Origin of the sequence: Paenibacillus hexagrammi (genome assembly GCF_021513275.1) — a bacterium.
GTDB classification, from domain to species: Bacteria; Bacillota; Bacilli; order Paenibacillales; family NBRC-103111; genus Paenibacillus_E; species Paenibacillus_E hexagrammi.
Genome location: NZ_CP090978.1, coordinates 2,522,079 through 2,545,126, shown reverse-complemented (window position 1 = coordinate 2,545,126; position 23,048 = coordinate 2,522,079). Strand labels below are relative to the sequence as shown.

Genomic DNA, 23,048 nt, shown 5'->3' with positions numbered 1-23,048 from the left:
CGAGGGGGTTAGCTCCCCTTTTTCAAGGCGGATTTGAATGACATGTTTTGTTATTCTTTGGGCAGACCTTGGCGAATCGAGACGGACCCCTTACAAGAGCTGCGAATCAGCGTAATATCCGGATCGATTCAGCTCAGCTGCATGATGCAGGGGCTGCATATCTCGCTGAATCTGGCTTTTGACGAGCATCATCTCCTGCGCATGAATGTGAGTTGGGAAAATCGGACAGACCGGGTATTGACAGATGCAGCTGTTGGACTTCTTTTCCCGTTGCCGAGGCGAAACATGGAAAAGGTGACAATTCCCCACATGATTTATAACAATAATCCTTCTTCCGATCCGAATCGGATCGTGCCCCGGCTTGAGTAGGTCCCGGCCAAGGATTCATTTGTGAGGAGCATCGTTTGCCCATACCTTGTGTGAATGTGGAGTGGGTGGAAACGAAGGAGATCTCAGGGCAAGATGCACAAGAGCTGCACGCGGAAACCGGAGCGCGTTACTTCTCGTTGTATTCCATTCCTGACTACTTGGAAGCGTCGGATGGCACGGTACATTACGGTTCGCTCGGAGCCATACAGGAGGAAGGCGTCCTCATTGCGGCGGCGATGAGCGGGGTACTGATGTTCAACGGCGAGAAGGATACGTATTACATTGCCAAAAATAGAACGGAAACGTACCAAGGCGGGTACTTGGATTTTGCAGAAGGATTCACGTTAAGCAAATCTTACGCTTTGGATTGGGGGACGTTATCCCATTCCGGTCATGCGTACCGCGAATTGGTAGGTAAAGCAGTGGAACTGTTCGCTCCTGAAGGGAAGAAGCCGCTTTTGCTGGAAGAGATGATCCGGCTGAAGACGTACGCGCTGGACGACCGCTGGAGAACCGGCGGGAAGGGGTGCGGCCGGCTATGTGAAATTTACCGATTCGAACACGTTCGGCAATGTGTCCAAGCATCCGCTGCATTACATGTACGGTTGGACGGGACAATGCCTGAAGCTGGCCTGGTGTGATGGCAAATTAGGTTTCGAAAACGGAATGGAAGAACGCATTTCCCGATGCAAAAGAGCCGTCGATTTTTATTTACGGGAAAGCCGTACCGATGTACCTGGTATCAGACACAGTACGTTTCAGCTGGAGGAAGGAACGTGGGACGATTTCCGCATGAACAAGCAGCCCGTCGTGTCCAGCCGTGCGTACGGTGAAACGATGTCCGATTTAGCCGATATCGTGCTCCTGCACAGGAAGCACGAAAGGGAAGTGCCTATTGCCTGGATCGAGGCACTGCGCGAATCGGCCGAATTTTACATGGAAGGCACGCTGCCTTCAGGCATTTATCCTTCCGCGTGGCTGATGGACGGCCAGCCTGCCGATGAAATGATCACCGCAGCCGGTCTGCCGTGTGTGATCGCTCTAATAAAAACGTTCGCCGTTACTTTGGAGCGAAGGTACCGGGATCATGCTGAAACGATGATGCAGAGGTATTATGAGCTTCATGCTGAGACGTTCGATCGGCCGTTTGCCCGATCTACACTCGATGCGAAATGTGAAGATAAAGAAGCAGGCATGTATTTTTTTCTTGCCGCTTATGAGTTGTTTGTTTCGAATGGGAAAGAACGCTACAAGGAATGGGCGGAAATTTCCGCGGATTGGCTTCTTACCTTCGTTTATATGTGGAATCCGGCCTATGACCGGGGATCGGTGTTCTTTACTAAAGAATTTAACGCCGTCGGCTGGCCCGGGGTTAGTGTGCAGAATCATCACCTGGATGTTTTTTTTCCAGCCTATGAGTTGTGGCGGTTCGGAAAAATGACAGGACAGCATCAGTATGTACGATGGGGACGCACGGTGTTCGATGCTATGGGACAAGGGATTTGCACGGAGCCTGGAGACTGGGGATTTAACGTAATAGGGGAACAAGCGGAAGGTTTTTTTCAAACGCATTGGAATCATAGGGGGCACAGCAATAAGTGGAACCCAGCTTGGGTCATCGCGCTTGTTCTGCAAAATGCTTTGCGATTCCAAGATACATAAGCTTGATGGAGCTCGATGGGAGGGCGACCGTATGAGAGAGAAAAAAATAACGGATTGGGAGAACTTGGATGTGCTGGAGCGTAATGCGGAACCCCCGAATGTCGGTCTGATTCCTTACGCAGATGCGGAAACGGCTGTGATCGGCGAACGTGCGCTTTCACCTTATTTTCAATCGCTTAACGGCAATTGGAGCTTCTGGTACGCTTCCAATCCGTTGCAAGTGCCGGATCGGTTTCACGATCCTTCTTTTAAGCCCGCTAGTTGGGCCGAAATCGCCGTTCCCGGTAACTGGCAAATGCTCGGATACGGCCGCCCGCATTATTCCAGCAGTTATTATCCGTTTCCGATTGATCCGCCGCATGTGCCTACCGATAATCCTGTCGGTTGCTACCGCAGAACGTTCCGGATGCCAGAAACATGGGACGACCGGCAAGTGTTTCTGGTATTTGAAGGCGTAGATTCGGCTTTTCATTTATGGGTCAACGGACAACTGGCAGGTTATGGTCAGGGCAGCCATATGCATACTGAATTCCGGATTTCTTCGCTGCTTCAGGCAGGTGAAAACACGATAGCCGTTCAGGTATATGAGTGGTGCGACGGCAGTTACTTGGAGGATCAGGACAAATGGCGGTTAAGCGGCATTTTCAGAGACGTGTATCTTAAGGCCGTTCCACAAGTGCATATTCGTAATGTTACGGTGCAGACACGTTTCAGTGAAAACTTGGAAGATGCTGTTTTGGGTCTTCATATTGCAGTTCAATCTTACTTCGATCGGCCGGTCGACAAGCATCTCTTGAAGATGCTTCTATTGGATGAAGCAAGGCAATCTGTATACGAAGGAACCGCAGAAGTTTCCTTATTGAATGAAGAAAAAGAGCTCAACATCGACATCCCGGTTACGGCCCCATGCAAATGGTCGGCTGAAGCCCCGTATTTATATCACTTGGTGTTGGAGCTGGAGGATGAGTCAGGAGATGCAATGGAATCTGTAAGCGTTTCCGTCGGTTTTCGCAGCATTGCGATCAAGGACGGACGGCTCCTTATTAACGGCACGCCCGTTACACTCAAGGGTGTGAACCGTAATGAGTTTCATCCGGACCTTGGTTTTGCCATACCGCTAGCGTCAATGATCGAAGACATCCGTCTGATGAAGCAGCACAATATGAACGCTGTACGCACCTCGCATTATCCGAATGATACGCGCTGGCTTGACCTGTGCGACCGCTATGGAATATATGTCATCGACGAAGCGGACTTGAAAACTCACGGTTGTCATTTTATCGGTAACGAAAGCCATTTGGCTCAAGATCCAAGCTGGAAAGATGCGTTTATCGACCGTGCCCGCCGAATGGTGGAAAGGGATAGAAATCATCCTTCCATCATTATTTGGTCTCTCGGGAACGAGTCAGGCTACGGAGCCAACCATGATGCGATGGCCGAATGGGTGCGCCGAGCTGATCCCTCACGCCCGATCCATTACGAACGCGCCAAAGATGCACAAGTCGTAGATATTGTCAGCTGCATGTATCCATCTTTAGATATGCTGATTGAAGAAGGAGAGAAAGCGGATGACCCCCGGACCTTTCTTGATGTGCGAATTCGCTCATGCGATGGGGAATGCCTCTGGCAATTTACAGGAGTATTGGGATGCGGTTTACAAATATCCGCGTCTGCTGGGCGGCATGATCTGGGAATGGGCGGATTTGGCCATTCGGCAAAAGTCGGAAGACGGCGAAATTTGGTACGCCTACGGCGGCGATTTTGGCGATCATCCGAACAGCGGTCATTTCTGTGTGGATGGTTTGCTGTTTCCTGACCGAACGATCAAGTCTTCCTTGATCGAGTTCAAAAAAGCCATCGAACCGGTAAAAGTACATCCGGTCGATATGCGGCTAGGTATTGTAAGCATCCAGAATCGCTACGATTTCTTGTCCCTGGATCATCTTGCCTGCTCGTGGTCGCTCCTATGCGACGGACATATCGCCGAGCAGGGCGAACTTACTGATATCGCAGTACCTGCCGGGGGAGAAGCAGAGTTAACAGTACCTTACGGCAAGGCATATGAAAAGCAGGATGGCGAATGCTGGCTGCACCTTCGCTTCACTTTACGCCATGAGACGCGTTGGGCGCCGCAGGGCCATGAAATCGCCTGGGCCGACCTGCCGCTTCCCGCCAAGCCGAGAGCCGTACCAGGCATCCGTTTGAATTCGATGCCCAAGATGAGGGTTCAGGAGAAGCTTGACAGCGTGAAGCTTATTGGAAACACGTATTCTATATCCGTGAATAAAGGAAGCGGCCTTCTGACCGCATATGAATATAACGGAATTTCGCTGCTCCAGTCCGGTCCTATGGTTAACATATGGCGGGCGACGATCGACAACGATTCCCGCCAGTCGAAGGAGTGGAAGAAAGCCGGGTTTGATGCCATACAGCATCGCATGGACGACTTTTCGATCCGTTTCATCGAAGAACAGGCTGCGGTGATTTCGGTGAAATCGACGCTTGGAGCAGCGGGGCTGGGCACTTGTTTTAACGTATGGATGACTTATAGCGTTTACGGCTCTGAAGATGTGATCATCACGACTCGCGTTTTGCCCAAAGAAGGGCTTCCTCCTCTGCCGCGCCTGGGTTTGCAAATGATCATGCCCGGCACCTTCGACCGGTTGTCGTGGTTTGGTCTCGGGCCTCACGAATGCTATATCGATCGAAAGGTTAGCGGTAGGCTTGGCGTATACGGAGGAACGGTTCAGGAACAATTTGTTCCGTATATCAAACCGCAGGAGAACGGGAATAAAGCGGATGCAAGGTGGGCCGCTGTAACGAATGCGATGGGAACCGGGCTGTATATCGGCGGCATGCCGACATTCGATATAAGTGCTAGTCATTATGACGTTAATCAAGTAGCGAAAGCAAAACATACCACCGATTTGGTCCGATTGAACGAAACGTTTGTGAACATGGACTACCGGCAGGCTCCGATTGGCAATCACAGCTGCGGGGAAGCTCCACCGCTGGACTGTTATATGCTGCATCCAGAAGAAACTACATTCACTCTGCGGTTTAAGCCATTTTCAAACAGAGACATATCGCCGGTGCAGCTGAATCGTCGTTGGCCGGAACCGATAGCCCAGGAAATCTCAGCAAGCTCAACACCCATCCCAACTTTGAAGCAGGAGGCCATCCTATGATCAGCCGAAAATTCCCGAAAATTATGTATGGCGGCGATTACAACCCGGAGCAGTTTCCGAAACAAATTTGGGATGAGGATATGCGGTTGTTCCAGCTTGCCGGCATTGATATTGCAACCGTGAATGTGTTTTCATGGGCGTTGAATCAACCGGACGAGGAGACATACAGGTTTGAATGGTTAGACGAGGTGCTCGACAAGCTGCATAAGAACGGCATTTCTGTATGCCTTGGGACGGGGACGGCTGCTCATCCGGCATGGATGGCGCGGAAATACCCGGATATCTTGACCGTTACTTCTGACGGCAAAAAACGAAAATTCGGAAGAAGGCATAATTCCTGTCCGAATAGCCCCACCTTTCGCCATTATGCCTCGAACTTGGTCAGCAGACTGGCGGAACGATATAAGGACCATCCGGCTTTGCTTGTATGGCATGTTAACAATGAGATCGGCAACCGCTGTTATTGTGAAAATTGCGAGCAGGCATTTCGAATTTGGTTGAAACGGCGTTACGGTACGTTGGAAAGGCTTAATGAGGCATGGTATACCAAGTTTTGGGGACACACCTATTATCATTGGGGAGGACATCGTTCTTCCCAGTGCACTAAGCGAGGGGCTGTCGGGGGGAATTCCGATCAAACTGCTTTTCAAGGCATGACATTGGACTTTTACCGTTTTAATTCAGACAGCTGGCTGGAATGTTATCTCATCGAATATAACGCGATTAAAACGTTGATCCCTGATGCGGTCGTGACGACCAATTTTCAGGGGAACGGGACTTATAAGCCGCTCGATTACTTCAAATGGGCGCATTATCTGGACATTGTCGCTCTCGATATATATCCCGAAAATCATACGCCCGAAAGCTATATGGCTCTCCGCTATGATCTGATGCGCGGATTGAAGGACGGCTTGCCCTTTATGCTGATGGAGCAGACGCCAAGCGTGCTCAAGTGGAAACCGGTGAATCCGTCTAAAAGGCCCGGCGTCATGCGGCTGCGCAGCTACCAGGCAGTTGCCAGGGGGCGGAATCACTGATGTTTTTCCAGCTGCGCCGCTCGCTTGGCGCTTACGAAAAATTCCATGGAGCCGTTATCGACCATGCAGGCCATGAAAACACCCGCGTATTCCGGGAATGCGCGGAACTCAGGCAAGAATTGCGCGGGTTAGGCAATCTTACGCTGAATGCCCGGATAAAGAGCAGAGTCGGCATTTTGTTCGACTGGGAAAACTGGTGGGCAGTCGAATTGGGCGGAGGCCCTAGCGCTCATTTGAAATATTTAGATCAAATTCAGAAATATTACGATGCCTTATATGACAATCAGATCCAGGTCGATTTTATCCATATAGATTCGGACCTCGACTCCTATGAACTGGTCCTGGCACCGCTCTTGTATATGGTCAAACCTGGTCTTACGGATAAGTTGGAGCGCTATGTCGGGAACGGAGGAACGTTCGTCACTACATGTTACAGCGGAATCGTGAACGAGAGCGATTTGGTGACGACGGGCGGTTATCCGGGTGAGCTTCGCAATTTGCTGGGCATCTGGGTGGAAGAGATCGACGCTTTGTATCCGGAGCAAAGAAACGCGCTGATTATGAAGCAGAAGGTAGGAGAGCTGCAAGGTTCCTACGATTGCGCCCTAGTATGCGAGGTCGTTCATCTGGAGGGTGCGGAATCGCTCGCGGGCTTTGGCGGCGATTACTACAAAGGTTCACCGGCTCTCACCCGCAACCGCTTCGGCTGGGGAGAGGCATGGTACGCCGCAACGGATCCGAGCCGTGAATTCATGCGGCAGTGGATGAAGGCGCTGTGCGACTGCAAAGGGATTTCTCCGCTTTATGCAGCACCGCAGGGCGTGGAAGTTACCACGCGTGTAAAAGAGGAGAAGGAGTTCACTTTTGTTTTAAATCATACCGATCAGATGCAGAAGATGAATATCGGGAAGCATGAGCAGAAAGAGCTTCTAAGCGGTTTAAGCGCCTGCGGAGACATCGAGCTTCCTCCGAAAAGCGTTATGATCTTCGAGATGGTGAAGGAGGCGGAGACCGATGGAGGCAGTTCAACGATTGCGCCAACAATTTGCGAATCCGCCGGTTGAATATAGATCGCTGCCTTTTTTGGGCCTGGAACGATCAACTGGAAGAGGAAGAGCTGAAGCGGCAGGTCGGGCAGATGAAGGAACAAGGCATGGGCGGATTTTTCATTCATTCCAGGGATGGACTGGAAACCGTATACATGGGGCAAGAATGGATGAATCTGGTCCGGTCAACAGTGGAAACCGCAGAACAGCTGGGGATGCAGACGTGGCTGTATGACGAAGACCGCTGGCCTTCTGGTTTTGCCGGAGGGTTGGTGCAGGAGAGAGGCGGAGATGCCTTTCGGGCAAAAGGCCTTACGCTTGAAGTGCTGCATCCATCCCGTTCGAACGATGTAAGCGATGCCAAAGGAATTCAAGATGCAGTAGCGTTGTTTAAGGCTGTTGTTGCTGAGCGAGAATTGATTCAGTGCGAGAGACTTGATGCGTTCGCCGCTGGAGTCACATGGAAGGATGGCGAAGTGCTGCTTGTTTTTCGCGTTGAAGTATCCGAAAGCAGCGCCTGGTTTAACTATGAAGCGCCACCGGATCATTTGAATCCGGATACGGTGCAGGCGTTTATCGATATCACTTATGAAGCTTACAAGCGTGAAGTAGGACAGCATTTCGGCAAGACGATTCGCGGCGTGTTTACCGACGAACCGAGTATCCATGACCGTCACTGCAAATTTACCGAGGGACGGGGATGGATCCCCTGGAGCTGGTCGTTCCCGGCGTATTTTCAGGAAAGACGCGGTTACGATCTGCTGGACATCGTTCCCTATATGTTTTTCAATGGAGAGCTTTCCTCAGCAGCACGTCATGATTATTGGAGAACGGTAACGGAAAGATTCAGCGAATCGTACTCAAAGCAGATCGGCGAGTGGTGCGGCAATAACAGCCTTGCTTTTACCGGGCATTACCTGTGGGAAAATAATTTGGGCACGGCGACGCGAGTTTGCGGAGCGGTCATGCCTAATTACCGGTATCAGCATGTTCCGGGTATCGATATGTTAAACGAACAGACGAACGAGTACATCACGGTTAAACAGTGTACCAGCGTAGCGGAATCAATACGGCAGAAAGTTCGTCCTCACCGAAACTTACGGCTGCACGGGCTGGGGCTTCACGTTTGAAGGGCAAAGATGGGTCGGAGATTTCCAATTCGTGCTTGGCGTTAATTTGCGGTCTCAGCATCTGGCGCTCTATTCTATCAAAGGCTGCCGGAAAAGAGATTATCCGCCTGTATTTAATTACAACACGAGCTGGTGGAAATACAACTTCATCGTGGAGGATTATTTCGCCAGACTTTCGTCGGTTTTGACAGAAGGACGCCCGGTACGGGACGTGCTCGTGCTGCATCCATCCTCCACCGCATGGAGTATGGTCGGTACGGGGCCTTACGGGTTCCCCGCTCGCGGCAAAGACCGGGATGTCTCACACACCAACAGCTTTGGCCATGCATTCAACACATTCCTTGGCAAGCTGCTAAGAGCACATTACGATTTCGATCTTGGTGATGAGACGATCATGGCGGAAACCGGTGACGTTCAGGATGGGCTGATCGCTGTAAATCTGGCGAAGTATAAGGTCGTCGTCATACCTAGAATCAGGACCATGCTGGAAAGCACGTATTGGCTGCTGCTACGGTTTTTGAATTCAGGAGGATGTGCGGTAGCTGTCGGTCATCGAGCGTCTATGATCGAAGGCAGGCCGTCGAATCTTGTGGCTGGTCTGTACGATCACTCTAATATGACAGTTGTAGAGAACGATGATGAAGTGGCAGCTGCACTGGAACGCATTTTGCCCCGGTGTGTCAGCTTGACCGATATGGATGCAAGAGAATGTCCTGAGATGCTCTATATGCTTAGAGATATGGGGGAAAAGCAGGCGCTTTTCATCGTAAACAACGACCGTGAAGATGAACATCGTGTCCATATCGCATTAGCTTTACCAAATGACGGACACATGGAAGAATGGTCGGCTCTAACAGGTGAAGTGAAGGAAGTCTCTACGAGTTTCACTGACGGTCTTGTTCAATTCGAGGATGTGTTCGGCCCGGCGGATTCGAAGCTGTATATCTGGCATAAAGACAGACCTGCCCAAAGCCGAATTGCGGATGCAGAACACCGTCCAGCGAAAGATCAGGTAACGAAAAAAATGCTGGAACTCGGCCCCATTCGCAAGTTTACGCGTACAAAGCCCAATGTGCTTACTCTGGATACCTGCTCATTCGCCATGGAGGATAGCGCTTGGTCGGATGAAATGGAGGTATGGCAGGCCGTGCGCGCAATCCGGGAAATGCTGAACATGAGACAAATTTACGCCAACGGGATCGAGCAAAGATACAAGTGGATTCACGAGCCTCATCCGCAGGACGGCAGACAGATTGTCTTTCGATTTTCATTTCAAGTTTCGGATGAACCGAAAGAACCTATGTATCTGATCATGGAATCCGCAAAAGATTTTGAGATCCATCTCAACGGTGAACCCGTGCCGAACAGATCGGAAGGTTGGTTTCTGGACCGATCATTTGATCAAGTGCAGCTGCGCGGAATAAAGAAAGGAATAAATATACTTACGTTGACCTGCCAGTATAGAAACTGCATGGAAGTGGAGGATATATACCTCACGGGCAATTTCGGGGTCGATGCAGGCAGAATGATTACGGCAGAACCGCAAACATTGGGGTTTGGAGATTGGTGCTTGCAAGGATATCCGCATTACTGCGGCAGCATGATCTACCATTTTGACGTCCAAGTAGAACCCGAAGCAGACAGCCGCATCGTGCTGGAGCTTGGCGATTATTCCGCGGTTACGGTTGAGGTGCGGGTGAACGATCGAACAGCAGGGCACGTGCCTTGGCGGGCTGCGAACCGACTTGATGTGACGCCATTTATGTGTGACGGAAGAAATCGCATTGACATTGAAGTGATGGGGAGCCCCCGCAATATGCTGGGACCTTTCCACCAGAAAGCCGGCGATACATCGACGACAAGCTGGGCATCGTTTCGCAAGGAAGGCATGGACCATACCCCGGCTTACCAGCTGCGTCCATATGGCTTGTTCGGTCCAATTCAACTTTACACAGAAAAGGGAAAAGGAGGTTAGAATATGAAAATCCGTAAGTGGGGGCTATTTCTCTCCTTCATCCTACTGTGTGCTGCACTGATGCCTGCGACAGCACAAGCCTCGGTGAAATACTCCACGTATACGAAGGATAGCCGGGGCAATCTGATATGGCTTCAGCCGGCGTATTTTCCGCTTGGCGTGATCGGGCAAAATCTCTCGGCTCCGGATCCGGGCAATCATGCCGTTATGATCAGTTCGCCGATGAAAAATCCGAAGGATATTTTTGTAGATTCGAAAAATGAAGTCTATATTGCCGATACGGGTAACAACCGGATTGTGCATATGACGGAAACCGGAGTTCTTTTACGTTATATTACGTTGCCGGAAAGTCCGCTCAACAAACCGGAAGGCATATTTGTCACTGGTGACGGAACGATGTACGTTGCGGATACAGGTAACAAAAGGGTACTTAAGTTGGACAGCAGCGGCAAGCTGCTGCAGGAGTACACACGGCCTGACTCCCGATACATACCTGATACCTTTGTTTTTGATCCGGCCAAAGTGATGGTGGATGAAAGAGGGTTTCTATACGTAGCGGTTCACGGCAGTTATGAGGGTCTCGTGATGCTTGATCCAAACGGCAAGTTTCAAGGCTTCTTCGGCGCGAATCGAACGGCCCTCTCTCCGCTGGATGCTTTAAAGCGCAAGCTGTACACCAAGCAAATGTATGCCAATGAGGTCGCCAAAAGGCCGGAACCGATTAATAGTGTCGCGACCGACAAAAACGGATACATTTACACCGTCACCGGGGGTACGGCAACAACGAATCAATTGAAGAAATTAAATGTAAAAGGGAACAATTTGCTCCGCAGCTCCTCCAAATCGTTTGGGGAAACTGCGCCGTGGGATGCTCCTGCGGGGTCTGTAACGACAGGACCTCAGTTAATCGATGTGGCCGTCGATCAGAGCGGCAATATGATTGTGGTGGATCAGCAAAATAAGTACATCAGCCATTATGACGCATCAGGCAACTTACTCTACTTCTGGGGCGGAGCATCGGCTGTCGGCTCGTCACAAGTCGGTCTGTTAAAAAGTCCGGTAGCGCTTGACGTGAATAGCAGAAACGAACTGTTCGTGCTGGATGATCAGGAGAATATCGTACAGGTCTTCCGTTTATCGGAATTTGGGCAAAAGGTGGATCAAGCGAACCAGCTTACCTTGGCCGGCCGTTATGAGGACAGTGAACAGCCGTGGCATGACGTTCTGCGTTTAAACGATCAATTCACCCCCGCTTATCTGGGTCTTGCAAAGTCGGCGTTCAAAAAAGAGCATTATGAGGAAGCGAGGACGCTATTTAAAGAGGCGGGAGATCAACAAGGATACTCCGAATCGTTCTGGCAAATTAGGATGTTATGGCTGCAAAGAAACTTTTCCTGGATTGCGAGTGTGATTCTGTTCGGTACGATCCTCTACATGCTTGCCGACAAATTCACGGCAAAATGGGAATTTCGGACCAGATGGCGCAATCGGCCGCGGTCTCGGATTCGATTTCTTGCGAATATGCGGCTTGCCCTGGATGTGTTAAAGCACCCTATCGACAGCTTTTCGGCCATTCATTATGAGAACAAAGGAAGCTATATGAGCGCAAGCATCATCTTGCTTGCCGTTTACGCATCGCTCTTGATCAGCCAATTCACGACCAGCTTTGCTTTTAATCCGAAGACGTTTGTAGACATCTATTCTACGTTTACGCAATTTTTTATTGTTTGGATCGCCTGGATCTTGGCCAACTATCTTGTTAGCTCCATTTATCGGGGCGAAGGGAAGTTCAAACATATCTTTATCGGCAGCGCCTACGCGCTCATTCCTTATATAGCCATAGGCATTCCGCTTGCATTAGTCTCCAACCTGATGACGATGTCCGAGTCGTCCATCTATCATTTTGCCGGAAATGCCATGACAGTCTGGATTGGACTTCTTATCTTCTGGAAAATCCAGAATGTCCATAATTACACCTTTGGGGAAACAGTTATGAATATTGTCCTCACACTGTGTACGATGCTGGTCATCGGAGTGCTTGTCTTCATCATCATCGGACTCACCAGCGATTTTGCTTCGCTCCTTTATCAGATGTACCAGGAGGTGACCTTGAGATGATCGGGTTCGTAAAAACCAATAAAACAGCAATCATCGTGACCGTCCTGATCTTGGCCGCAGTCGTCCTGTTCCTGACACGTGTTCCCATTGAGTTCAAAGCGCCTGAAAATCGTGTAGCGGCTGTTGCGCAGCAAAATACCTCCGTTGAAGCTGCTAGCGCTCTCGCACAGCTTCCTGTGGACAGTGATTTTAAGAATATCGCGGAATCCGACGCGTTACGACTGAAAATGGATGAGAAAACCGGCCATTTTATCGTCGAAGACAAACGGAATGGCAACGTATACCGATCCTACCCGGATCCGAAATATTGGCCGCAGGAGAAAATTTCCGAGACCTGGAAGAAACATTTGGCCTCGCCTTTGATGGTGCAATACGTCGACTTTTCGAAGAACATTCTGCAGGCTAAGGAAACGAATCTGGCTGCGGAAGGCGGGAAGGTTAAGGATGTTCAAGCCGTGCCTGGCGGATTCAAGCTTGTCTACGAGTTTCCTGTTACCGGTTTTACCATTCCGGTTCAGGTGACCGTCGGGGAAGATTATGTGGAGACGAAAATCATACGCGAAGGCGTCAAAGAAACGAAGATGGGCCTTGTATGGGTCAGACCGTTTCCGTTTTTCGGAGCCGAATATACGGACGGACAGGACGGATATCTTTTCATACCGGATGGCTCCGGGTCGCTGGTCCGATTTAAAAATAACCAATTGAACGTCAATAAAATCTACGACGAATTGATATACGGGAAAGACTTGGCGTTCCCGGGCATCGACAATAACCGAAACAGCGTCATGATGCCGGTCTTTGGCATGAAGACGGGTTCCAAAGCCTTTCTGGCCGTTGTTCACAAGGGCGACGAGTATTCCGACATTGTCGCCGCTCCTGCAGGCGTTTTGAGCAACTACAACTGGATCGGAGCGCAAATGAATTTCCGTTCTAGCTTCTTGCAGTTTACAACACGAAATACGAATGTGCCGGATTCTTGGGGATACGTCGACTATAACCGTGATCAGGTGTTCGGCAGCGACCGCGTCGTTCGATACTATATGCTCGATAGCCAAAAAGCGAATTACGTCGGTATGGCTGAGGCGTACCGTCAATACTTAATGAAGGAAAAAGGTGCAACCCCCGTCCAAGTGAAAGATCAGAGCATTCCAATGTATGTCAATATCGTCGGCGCGGATAAGGAAAAAGGCGTGGTCAGCGACCGTTATCTCCAATTGACGACCACGGATGAAGCCGTTCAAATCGTCGATGCGTTGCATAACAAAGGGATCAAAAATATGTCGCTTACCTTTACAGGATGGCAAAAGGGCGGATACAGCTCGTTAGGCGCTACGTTCCCGGTTGATTCCAGGATCGGCGGAGATAACGGCATGAAGACCTTTATTGATCACGCGCACGCTCTCGGATATCCGGTGTATTTGGAGGCTCCTTACACCTTGAACAATACGAATGGGGGGCTTTGACGAGAAATTCAATGCCATGGTCAATTTGGCTGGGCGAACGTTAACGCAGAGCCTGTTGTTCAATCGAGAGCGGACGCCCGTTGTCAGCTACAAATTCATTGAAGAAATGATCCATAATGATTTGCCGCGATATAAAGCGATAGGCGTGGACGGATTGGCCGTCGGCATGCTCGGACAGCGACTGTACAACGATTACAATACGGAGTATGGGGCTCCTAGAGATGAAGCCAGGAATGTTCAGGAGAAGATTTTATCCAGCATTAAAGACACGCTGGGTGGCGTGCAAGGCGAAAAGACAAATATTTACGGGTTACCTCATGTCAATTACATCCGAGGGATGGTCTATGACAATTCCTACGACTTATTTTCAGATGAATCCGTACCTTTTGTTCAGATCGCCACACACGGTTTGGTTTCGTATTCTTCGGAATATGTAAATAACCGTCAGGAAGACGTCAACGATTTTTTACGCGATATTGAATACGGAGCTGTACCTGCATTCGTATTTACGAAGGCTGAAACGAAGACGTATGTAAACTCTTATGGCTTACGCTTCTATAACACCTATTATCCGGATTGGGAGAATTTTGCATCCGAGCAGTATCAGCGATATAACGAAGCTCTCGGCGACGTGCAGGATCAATTTATTACAGGCCACAAGACGCTGGCCCCGGGTGTGAAAGAAACTACGTATGCGAACGGGAAAAGGATTATCGTCAACTACAATTTAACGCCATACCGGAGCGGGGATTTAGTCGTACCGGAGCATAACTTTACGGTTGTTCGGGGAGGGGGAGGCCAATGAATCAAAAATGGAGACTCAGGTCATCCCTGATCGAATATTTGGAAGGAACGCTGTTCATCGCTCCCTGGTTTATCGGGTTTATCGTGTTTATGGCGTTCCCGATTGGCTATTCGTTATTTATGAGCTTTCAGGATGTAACGATCACGGCGACGAAGACGACGACACGTTTTATCGGATGGACGCACTATAAATATATTCTTTTTGAAAATGGGAGTATTCTGTACAACCAACTGCTGCCGTTCCTGCGGCAAGCGCTGTTTATGATCCCGATCATCGTCATTTTTGCTTTGCTAATCGCCATTATATTGAATCAGAAATTCCCGGGCCGTACGTTTTTTCGCGCCATTTTCTTTCTTCCTGTTATCTTGGCGACAGGCGAAGTGGTCAAGGAATTTTTGACGCAGGGTGAGGGCGATCTCGGTTTCATGTCTAAATTTAATGTTTCAGGGATCATCCAGGGCAATTTGTCGGCCACTTGGTCGGATCCTTTGATCTCGATTCTCAATTCTTTTGTACTGATCTTGTGGTATTCGGGCGTTCAGATCCTGATTTTTCTCGGTGGACGGCAAACGATATCCAATTCGGCCTATGAAGCGGCACGGATTGACGGAGCGGGACCTTGGGAAACGTTTTGGAAAATTACACTCCCAGCGATGACTCCGTTCATCTTCCTGAACCTGATCTACACAGTTGTCGACCTGTTCACGTTCCCGACGAATCCGATTTTGTCAAAAGTGAGGGAAAGCGAATACGGACAATACAGCGCATTGTTCTGGATTTATTTTCTGATCATCGCTTTTTTCTTGGTGATTTTGTTTGTGGTTTTCAATCGGGTAACGAAGTCGCATCGTGTGTAACAATCCTACCAAAGAAGGGGTGAAGCTATGTTTCGAGTCAAATTGAAGGAACAGCACACGTCCGGGCTGCTGCAGCTGCTCAGTAACATCCGCTATGCGGTTGTCGGAAGAGAAGCGGATAAAGGCCTGCTGTTTAAACTGTTTATCTACTTGATTTTGCTGGATACGGCCTATATTTATTTGAAACCGATTTTGCATATGGTGGCTACAATGGTTAAAAATGCGGACGATTTGCTCGATCCGGCGGTGAATTGGTTTCCAAGAACGATCTATCTCGGAAATCTGCAGGAAGCTTGGGATTGGATGAAATATCCGAAAGCGTTGGCAATCAGCCTTGGGTTATCGCTATCCGTCGCTATTTTGCAGACGATTTCGTGCGCTGTAACCGGATATGCTTTTGCAAGATTGAAAATTCCCTTTAAGAGAGTGTTGTTTTTTTCCTGCTGTTGACTTTTATCGTGCCGATGCAGGTGACGATCCTGCCGAACATTATTTTCGCCAGACAACTCGGTCTCTTGAATACGATTTATCCGATTATCGTGCCGGCCTTTTTCGGCTTAGGGTTAAAAGGAGCCCTCTTCGTCATTATTTATCGCCAATTTTTCTCCACGCAGCCCAAAGAACTGGAGGAAGCGGCTCGCATTGACGGAGCAGGTGTATTCAAGATCTTTTACAGGGTAATGATGCCGCTAGCCAAACCTGCAATTCTCGTCGTATTTCTGTTCTCATTCATTTGGACCTGGAACGATTTTTACTTACCGAGCATGTATTTATCTGACATTGAGACAGCGCCTCTGTCGCTTGGTATTGAGAAAATAGCGTCGGCGCTGAGACAGCAGGCAGAAGCCTATGGACCGTCTGTCACCGATGAGGCCATTCGAATGTCGACGACTTTTTTGATGATTATTCCTCCTTTGCTGCTATACACGTTCACACAGCGGTGGTTTGTAGAAGGCGTGGAACGAACAGGTTTGGTGGAATAGAAGTTCAAGGTAAGATCTAAGATTGGAGGCAAAAGGGAATGAAACGTCTACTTGCTTTATTATCCATTGTTATATTGAGCGGTACCGTCGCTGCATGCTCCAAATCGGCGCAGGGCGAATCGCAGGATCCGGGAGGAACACCTTCTAACGCTAAAAAAATGCTTTACGTTAAAAGAGGCGAAGGGACGAACGATCCCATCGTGATGAAGCATTTTGAGAAAATTGGTTATACGGTCATTGATATGGCAGATAACGTGTTTAAAGCTGATCGGGTAAACGGATTTGGTGTGGTCTTTGTTAGCCCGACCGTCAATTCCTCGAGAATCGATGCCGAGCTTAAGCATTCAACAGTCCCCATTGTTTATGCCAAGCCTCAGGTAGCAAGCATAACCGGATTGACGGGAATGCTGGATTACGGACAGCTAGATGCGGCCAAAACCTTGCAAATTAAAGACAACAAGCATCCGCTGGCTGCAGGTCTGAAGGATCAGGTTACCGTGTATAAAAATGATGGAAAAATCGGATACGCAATTCCTGGGAAAGAAGCCGTCACGATCGTTACAGCTCCCGGTGATGACAAGAAAGCCGCTGTTTTCGCCTATGAGAAAGGCGCCAAAAACATCAACAACGAGCCGGTTCCCGCACGGCAGGTATTCTTTTATTTGTCCGCAGGAGAAGAAATGAACCAGACCGATGACGGCTTGAAGCTTTTGGATGCGGCGATTCAATGGGCTGCCCAGAACGGGAAGTAGTCACGAAACCAATTACCATTTCAAGGGAGGAATCCGTTCCATGAAAAAGTTAATCGGCAGCGCCGCAGCTGCATTGCTGGTGTTCACGCTTACCGCTTGCAGCGATGTTGTCAGTCATCAGCTACCTGTTTCCAATCAACCGTCATCCACGACAGCAGCCAAATCGCAAAATAATGGCAAAAGCGTGCTCTTTATCGGGCAAGAAGGCGGAGGAGACGGCATCGTGATCAAGCGCTTCAAAGAGAAGCACGGCTTGAATGTCACCGTTGTATCCGATAAGGAGGTAACCACAGAGAAAGCGAACGGGTTCTCCTTGATTTATGTCAGCGAATCTGTTAATTCAGGAAAAATCAAGGATAAATTCGTTGCTACGCCCGTTCCGGTCATTTACGATGAGCCTCAAATATCTGGCGATACAGGTATGACCGATCCAGACATGAATGGGAAGCTAGAAGGCGAGAATGCAACCAAAACGATTCAAATCCGCAACGCCCAACATCCGTTGGCAGCGGGTTTGAATAACACTGTTGACGTATATAAGGATAACGGAAAGATGAGCTGGGCAACTCCCGGCAAGGATGCGATCGTCGTAGCTACTCTTCCGGATGACGAGCAAAAAGCGACTATATTCGCTTACGATAAAGGCTCGCAGAATGTGAAGGGGCAGATGGTGCCAGCGCGTGAAGTGTTCTTCTACATGATGTTTGGGGAAGAAATCAATCAAACCGATGACGGTTGGAAACTGTTTGACGCGGCTGTTCGCTGGGCAACGGAGAAGAAGTAGCTTCAACACCGATTAAGGAGGTGTCGGCGCTTATGAAAAAGTTGTGCTCTCTTTTGATCTTAATTCTGCTCAGTATGACTGCGGCCGCTTGTACAGATCCAACATATGGAAATCCCGGGTCCGATCAGAACGGGCAGCAGCCGGGATCTGCGGGGGCGGAGAAAAAAGCGCTTTTCGTCGGAACGGACAGCGCGAACGACAGGATTGTTATGAAGCATTTGAAAGAGCTTGGTTTTGAAGTCACGCTGGAATCGGATAAAGAGCTTACTGAGGATCATGCGCAGAAATACGGATTGGTCTATGTCAGTTCATTTGCCGGTTCCCACCGTGTTGCGGGCAAATTGCTTGCATCTTCTGCACCAGTCATTTACGCCAATGGCAAAATATTGGGTGAAGTCGGTTTAGCCAGTAAAGATGATTCGGATTACGGAGACTACACAGGACGAACGATCACGGTTCATGAAAGCAAGCATCCGTTGGCGGTCGGGCTTGAAGGTGAAGTGGACATTTACAAGGCGGATGGGAAAATCGGTTTTGTCGTGCCGCAAGGAGGCGATATTATCGCATCCGCACCTGATGACGACAAACGGGCGGTTATTTGCGCGTTCGAAAAAGGCACGAAAAACATGATCGGCCAGCCCGTGCCAGCTCGCCGGTTGTATTTCAATTTGACCGGAGGGGAAGAAATTAACCGGACGGATGACGGTTGGAAACTGTTTGACGCGGCTGTTCGCTGGGCAACGGATAAAGGATGACGAATCACAGCGAGAGGAAAGATGCAACAAACAACCTATATTCTCGGAGAACCCCCCAATGTAAACGTAAACATTTCGTACTAAAGTAAAGATATACAAAAATTGATATTTCATTAGGGAGGTTCATAGAGAAGATGAAAAAATTTCTCAAGGTATCTTTAGTGATCACCTCAGCATTTACGATCTTGTCAGGCTGCACAGATACGCCAACGGCTACCGAAAAACAGCCTGTTGTCACCGAGAGCAAAACACCGGATAACGAAATTTTTATCTATACTGTTTATCCTTCCTTCTATGCGAAAGAAGAGATTTGGGAGAAGCAAGTAGGGCAATACTTGAAGAAAAAGTTTCCAGATCTTACTTTTAAGCATGTGCAGTGGGATAACCCAGGGCGGCAATATAAGGATTTGATTGCGGCTGGTACGATTCCCGACATTATTATCGATAATGCCCGGATGAATTTGCAGCGGTATATATTAAAAAATGATTTGCAGTACGATATGACGGATTTGATCAAAAAGTACAATTTTGACACCAGCGCCTTGAATCCGGCGGCCATGGCGCAAATGAAAAATGTGACCCCCGAAGGAAAGATTTACGGGCTGCCCTTCCAGATGAGTGATTTCGTGCTTTTCTACAACAAGGACATTTTTGATAAATTCGGCGTCGATTATCCGAAAGATGGCATGACGTACGACGAGATCTATGAATTGGCCAAAAAGCTGACCCGAGTAGAAGGAGAAAATACGTACAAAGGCTATCAGCAGCATCCCGGCTTATATATGACCTATAATCAGCTGTCCCAGTCGCCGCTTAGCTTAACGGAAGATAAAGCTGAACTCAATACGCCGGGCTGGAAGAAGGAAGTCGATAATTTAAGACGGTTTTATGAAATACCGGCAAACCAGTTCACTTCGGTTGACGACTTCCCGAAAGGGAAAATGGCGATGAGCGTCCATGTCACGGAAAAAATCGTGCAGTGGTACGAACAAAATAAAAACTTGAATTTCGATATCGCTGCTATGCCTTCTTTTGCCGATGCTCCAGGAATCAAGGCTCAGCCTAACTTATACGCTGCATATATTACAAAGCAATCGACCAAGAAGGATCAAGCATTCCAAGTTCTTCAGTACCTGCTTTCCGAAGAGATGCAAATCAATTTTGCCAAGGAAGGCATCATCGGTCCGCTGCAAACGCCTAGTGTTCAAGCGGCTTTCGGTAAGAATCTGCCGCAAATGCAGGGCAAGCATACGGAAGCGATCTTTTATGGTAAAAACGCGATGCCTCCGGCAGCCCGCGCTCCGGGCTTAACGTATATCGACGTACCGCTGCACGGCGTGTTCCAGCCTTTGATTTTTGGAGAATCCAAAGATTCCGTTACCGCCTTGCGTATGGTTGAGGAATCGTCGACGAAAGCGATACAAACTGAAAAAGCCGCTCAATAATGGCTTTATAAGGCTCCTCCAGCAGGAAATAGGAGGGGCCTTTTGTATAAATATAAGAATTTATAAGTTTCACTCCATAATTCGGCTTATATTTTGTATAAACGTACTCGTCATTATAGGACGGAGTAAGCCGTTTATCTCAAAGCATTATCACTAAGGGGGAATCCATTGTATGAGACGTTTTCTCATGATGGTCATGTTCATGATCATGACATTGAGCATGATCGCATGCTCTTCAACGAATCAAGCGGAGACACCGAACGTTTCGACTTCACCTGCGGCTACCGCCATCCAAACCGCGACAGCAGCGCCGTCGCCGACACCGGACGCGGCGAAAGTATCGGAGATGCCGACATCTACAGCAGCAGCGACTGCGGCTGTGTCCAGTGCTTCAGCAGAACCGACCCCTTCAGCCGTTGCAACAGCAGATACAACGAAGACAACGGCTACGCCGGCTCCTTCAGCAGCTTCTGTGGCGGCTACGCCTAAAGCGGAGACTCCGAAGCCCGCCGCATCTCCCGAGGCATCAAAGTCCAGCAATACGCCAAATCCGACAGCTGCTCCTCCTGCAGCCACTCAGCCTGCAGCTGAACACCAAGCGGAAATTTCGCCGCAAGGCAAGAAAGTGCTTCTGGTCGGACGGGATTCCGATCCGCTGCCGGCTGAAGATGTGGCAATCGCCGACCGTTTGAAGGGCATGGGATTCAGTGTTACGCATTTTAACGATCGTGAGCTCACGGCAGACGCAACAAACGGATACGACTTGATTTATATCAGCCAGACAACGAACTCCAAATTCTTGAAAACCGGATTCATGAAGGATGTCGCAATTCCGACCGTTTATGTAAAAAGCCATGGCATGTTTTATCTCGGTCTCTCATCTCAAGAGGAGGGCTCAACAGTAAAAAAAATAAAATCGGTGGATATCGTCGACAGCCAGCATCAAATTGCCGGCGGGTTAAAGGGGACCGTAGATGTGTACTTGGAAGCCAGTGACCGCTTCGGCGTTAGCTACGGCGTTCCAGGTAAGGAAGCCAAAGTGATCGCGACCGTGCCCGGTGATAAATCGAAGGCAGCCGTGTATTACTATGACAAAGGTACGAAGGCCGATAACGGATATGAAGTGAAAGCACGCGTATCCTTCTATTATTGGAGCAATGGCATGCAGGATAATTCCACGGATGCAGGATGGAAACTTTGGGATAACCTCGTGCTGTGGACGCTGCAAAACGGATAAAGTGAATGCTAACCTGTATTGACGAAGGAGGTTGTTAGACCGATGAAAAAGCTGCACGCAAGCTTAGCTATTGCCGTAACGCTCGCACTGGCGGCAGGTTGCACGAATGAAGCGGCCCCGGTATCCAAACCGGGCGGTTCCGACGTGCAGAATTCGCCGCAAACACAGTCTCCGGATAATGAGCTGTTTATTTACACGGTTTGGCCGGCCTATTATGTCAAGGAAGACATTTTTCAGAAGCAAATCGGCGAATATATCAAAAAGAAATTCCCTAACGTTACGGTGAAGCATGTAGCCTGGGATAATCCGGGCAGACAGTATAAGGATTTAATTGCAGCAGGCACGATCCCCGATATCATCATGGACGACACCCGAATGAACGTACAAAGGTATATTATCGACAACGACTTGCAGTACGACATGAGCGATTTGATCAAAAAGTATAACTTCGATACAGGTAAGTTAAATCCCGCCTTTATGGCGCAGATAAGGAATTTGACGCCGGATGGCAAAATATATGGGCTGCCTTTTTACAACAACGATTATGCCTTATTTTACAACAAAGATATTTTTGATAAATTTGGCGTTGAATATCCGAAAGACGGAATGACCTACGACGAGATCTATGAGCTCGCCAAAAAATTGACCCGTGTAGAAGGAGACATTACCTACAAAGGATTTTCACAAAATCCTGGCCATTATTTGAACTATAACCAGCTATCGCTATCACCGTTAAGCCGGACGGAAGATAAGGGGGACATGAGCGACCCCGGCTGGAAAACACTTGTTGACAATATGCGAAGGTTTTATGATATTCCTGCGAATCAATTCGATACCGTGGAAACGTTCGCTTCAAAGCCGAGTATCGCTATGGCTGTCGCGACAGTGAGCGATCACTTGGTCAAATTTTACGAGCAAAACAAAAACTTGAATTTTGACATTGCCTCCGTACCTTCTTTAAGTAATGCGCCGAACACGAAGTATCAGCCTAACGTATATTCGATGTACATTACGAAGCAGTCGAAGAAAAAGGATCTTGCTTTCCAAGTAATCGCCGCCCTGCTGTCCGAGGAGCATCAAATCGAGATGGCGAAGGAAGGTGTCATCGGTCCGCTTGACACAGATGCGGTCAAAGCCGCTTTCGGTAAAAATTTGCCGCAAATGCAGGGCAAGCATGTGGAGTCGATTTTTTACGGCAAGAACGCCATGCCTCCTGCTGCAAGAGCACAAGGTCTAGTTTGGTATGATGTCCCCGTACAGGGTGTCTTCCAACCGCTTATTTTCAAAGAATCTAAAGATTCCGTGACGGCGCTGCGCATGGTTCAGGAACAAGCCACGAAGGCGATTGAGACGGTGAAGGCAGCCAAAACCGAGGTTAAGCAAGCTGGAGAATCTAGCAATAAATAGGCGGTTTGTCGGCTCATTTTTCATGAGAGGATTAT

At 48.9% G+C, this 23,048-nt stretch carries 19 protein-coding genes and 2 pseudogenes; all 21 read left to right on the top strand.

Going from position 1 to position 23,048, the window contains the following annotated elements:
* Nucleotides 1–42 precede the first annotated feature (42 nt).
* On the top strand, nucleotides 43–369 hold the full coding sequence (locus L0M14_RS11200) for a hypothetical protein (RefSeq protein WP_235122163.1): 327 nt from the start codon (nucleotides 43–45) through the stop codon (nucleotides 367–369).
* 35 nt (nucleotides 370–404) lie between these two features.
* Entirely contained in the window at nucleotides 405–1,010 is a 606-nt protein-coding gene (locus L0M14_RS11195; RefSeq protein ID WP_235122162.1) for a hypothetical protein, read from the top strand.
* A complete protein-coding gene (locus L0M14_RS11190) occupies nucleotides 910–2,031 on the top strand; it encodes a hypothetical protein (RefSeq protein WP_235122161.1) in 1,122 nt (373 codons plus the stop codon). The genes L0M14_RS11195 and L0M14_RS11190 overlap by 101 nt, the downstream gene beginning before the upstream one ends.
* Nucleotides 2,006–3,511 (top strand): annotated as a pseudogene (locus L0M14_RS11185) (glycoside hydrolase family 2 TIM barrel-domain containing protein); the annotation flags it as partial. The gene L0M14_RS11190 and the pseudogene L0M14_RS11185, both read left to right, overlap by 26 nt.
* 88 nt (nucleotides 3,512–3,599) lie before the next feature.
* On the top strand, nucleotides 3,600–5,219 hold the full coding sequence (locus L0M14_RS30980) for a beta-galactosidase small subunit-related protein (RefSeq protein WP_311198871.1): 1,620 nt from the start codon (nucleotides 3,600–3,602) through the stop codon (nucleotides 5,217–5,219).
* Nucleotides 5,216–6,990 (top strand): annotated as a pseudogene (locus L0M14_RS11175) (beta-galactosidase); the annotation flags it as partial. The gene L0M14_RS30980 and the pseudogene L0M14_RS11175, both read left to right, overlap by 4 nt.
* Nucleotides 6,991–7,008: 18 nt before the next feature.
* Entirely contained in the window at nucleotides 7,009–7,320 is a 312-nt protein-coding gene (locus tag L0M14_RS32225; RefSeq protein ID WP_405031062.1) for a Beta-galactosidase C-terminal domain, read from the top strand.
* A 74-nt stretch (nucleotides 7,321–7,394) separates the two neighbouring features.
* Nucleotides 7,395–8,432 (top strand): hypothetical protein, encoded by a 1,038-nt coding sequence (locus tag L0M14_RS31505; protein WP_311198870.1) that lies wholly within the window; start codon nucleotides 7,395–7,397, stop codon nucleotides 8,430–8,432.
* 31 nt (nucleotides 8,433–8,463) lie between these two features.
* Nucleotides 8,464–10,407 (top strand): hypothetical protein, encoded by a 1,944-nt coding sequence (locus tag L0M14_RS11165; RefSeq protein WP_235122160.1) that lies wholly within the window; start codon nucleotides 8,464–8,466, stop codon nucleotides 10,405–10,407.
* A 3-nt stretch (nucleotides 10,408–10,410) separates the two neighbouring features.
* Complete coding sequence (locus L0M14_RS11160; RefSeq protein ID WP_235122159.1) at nucleotides 10,411–12,525, top strand: YIP1 family protein; 2,115 nt, start codon at nucleotides 10,411–10,413, stop codon at nucleotides 12,523–12,525.
* On the top strand, nucleotides 12,522–13,988 hold the full coding sequence (locus L0M14_RS30975; RefSeq protein WP_260115460.1) for a DUF5696 domain-containing protein: 1,467 nt from the start codon (nucleotides 12,522–12,524) through the stop codon (nucleotides 13,986–13,988). Before L0M14_RS11160 ends, L0M14_RS30975 begins: the two co-directional genes overlap by 4 nt.
* A 16-nt stretch (nucleotides 13,989–14,004) precedes the next feature.
* Complete coding sequence (locus L0M14_RS30970) at nucleotides 14,005–14,793, top strand: DUF5696 domain-containing protein (protein ID WP_260115459.1); 789 nt, start codon at nucleotides 14,005–14,007, stop codon at nucleotides 14,791–14,793.
* Nucleotides 14,790–15,650 (top strand): carbohydrate ABC transporter permease, encoded by an 861-nt coding sequence (locus tag L0M14_RS11150; RefSeq protein ID WP_235122158.1) that lies wholly within the window; start codon nucleotides 14,790–14,792, stop codon nucleotides 15,648–15,650. Before L0M14_RS30970 ends, L0M14_RS11150 begins: the two co-directional genes overlap by 4 nt.
* 27 nt (nucleotides 15,651–15,677) lie before the next feature.
* A complete protein-coding gene (locus L0M14_RS11145; protein WP_235122157.1) occupies nucleotides 15,678–16,100 on the top strand; it encodes an ABC transporter permease family protein in 423 nt (140 codons plus the stop codon).
* A gap of 14 nt (nucleotides 16,101–16,114) precedes the next feature.
* On the top strand, nucleotides 16,115–16,633 hold the full coding sequence (locus L0M14_RS11140; RefSeq protein WP_235122877.1) for a carbohydrate ABC transporter permease: 519 nt from the start codon (nucleotides 16,115–16,117) through the stop codon (nucleotides 16,631–16,633).
* Between the two features lie 38 nt (nucleotides 16,634–16,671).
* Nucleotides 16,672–17,385, top strand: coding sequence for a hypothetical protein (locus L0M14_RS11135; RefSeq protein ID WP_235122156.1), 714 nt, complete (start codon nucleotides 16,672–16,674; stop codon nucleotides 17,383–17,385).
* 40 nt (nucleotides 17,386–17,425) lie between these two features.
* Nucleotides 17,426–18,169: a hypothetical protein gene (locus L0M14_RS11130; protein ID WP_235122155.1), complete on the top strand. Its 744-nt coding sequence runs from the start codon at nucleotides 17,426–17,428 to the stop codon at nucleotides 18,167–18,169.
* A 32-nt stretch (nucleotides 18,170–18,201) separates the two neighbouring features.
* Nucleotides 18,202–18,924 (top strand): hypothetical protein, encoded by a 723-nt coding sequence (locus tag L0M14_RS11125; protein WP_235122154.1) that lies wholly within the window; start codon nucleotides 18,202–18,204, stop codon nucleotides 18,922–18,924.
* A gap of 134 nt (nucleotides 18,925–19,058) precedes the next feature.
* A complete protein-coding gene (locus tag L0M14_RS11120) occupies nucleotides 19,059–20,369 on the top strand; it encodes an ABC transporter substrate-binding protein (RefSeq protein ID WP_235122153.1) in 1,311 nt (436 codons plus the stop codon).
* Nucleotides 20,370–20,541: 172 nt separating this feature from the next.
* Nucleotides 20,542–21,606, top strand: coding sequence for a hypothetical protein (locus tag L0M14_RS11115; RefSeq protein ID WP_235122152.1), 1,065 nt, complete (start codon nucleotides 20,542–20,544; stop codon nucleotides 21,604–21,606).
* Nucleotides 21,607–21,648: 42 nt separating this feature from the next.
* Nucleotides 21,649–23,013: an ABC transporter substrate-binding protein gene (locus tag L0M14_RS11110; RefSeq protein ID WP_235122151.1), complete on the top strand. Its 1,365-nt coding sequence runs from the start codon at nucleotides 21,649–21,651 to the stop codon at nucleotides 23,011–23,013.
* The last annotated feature ends 35 nt before the right edge of the window (nucleotides 23,014–23,048 follow it).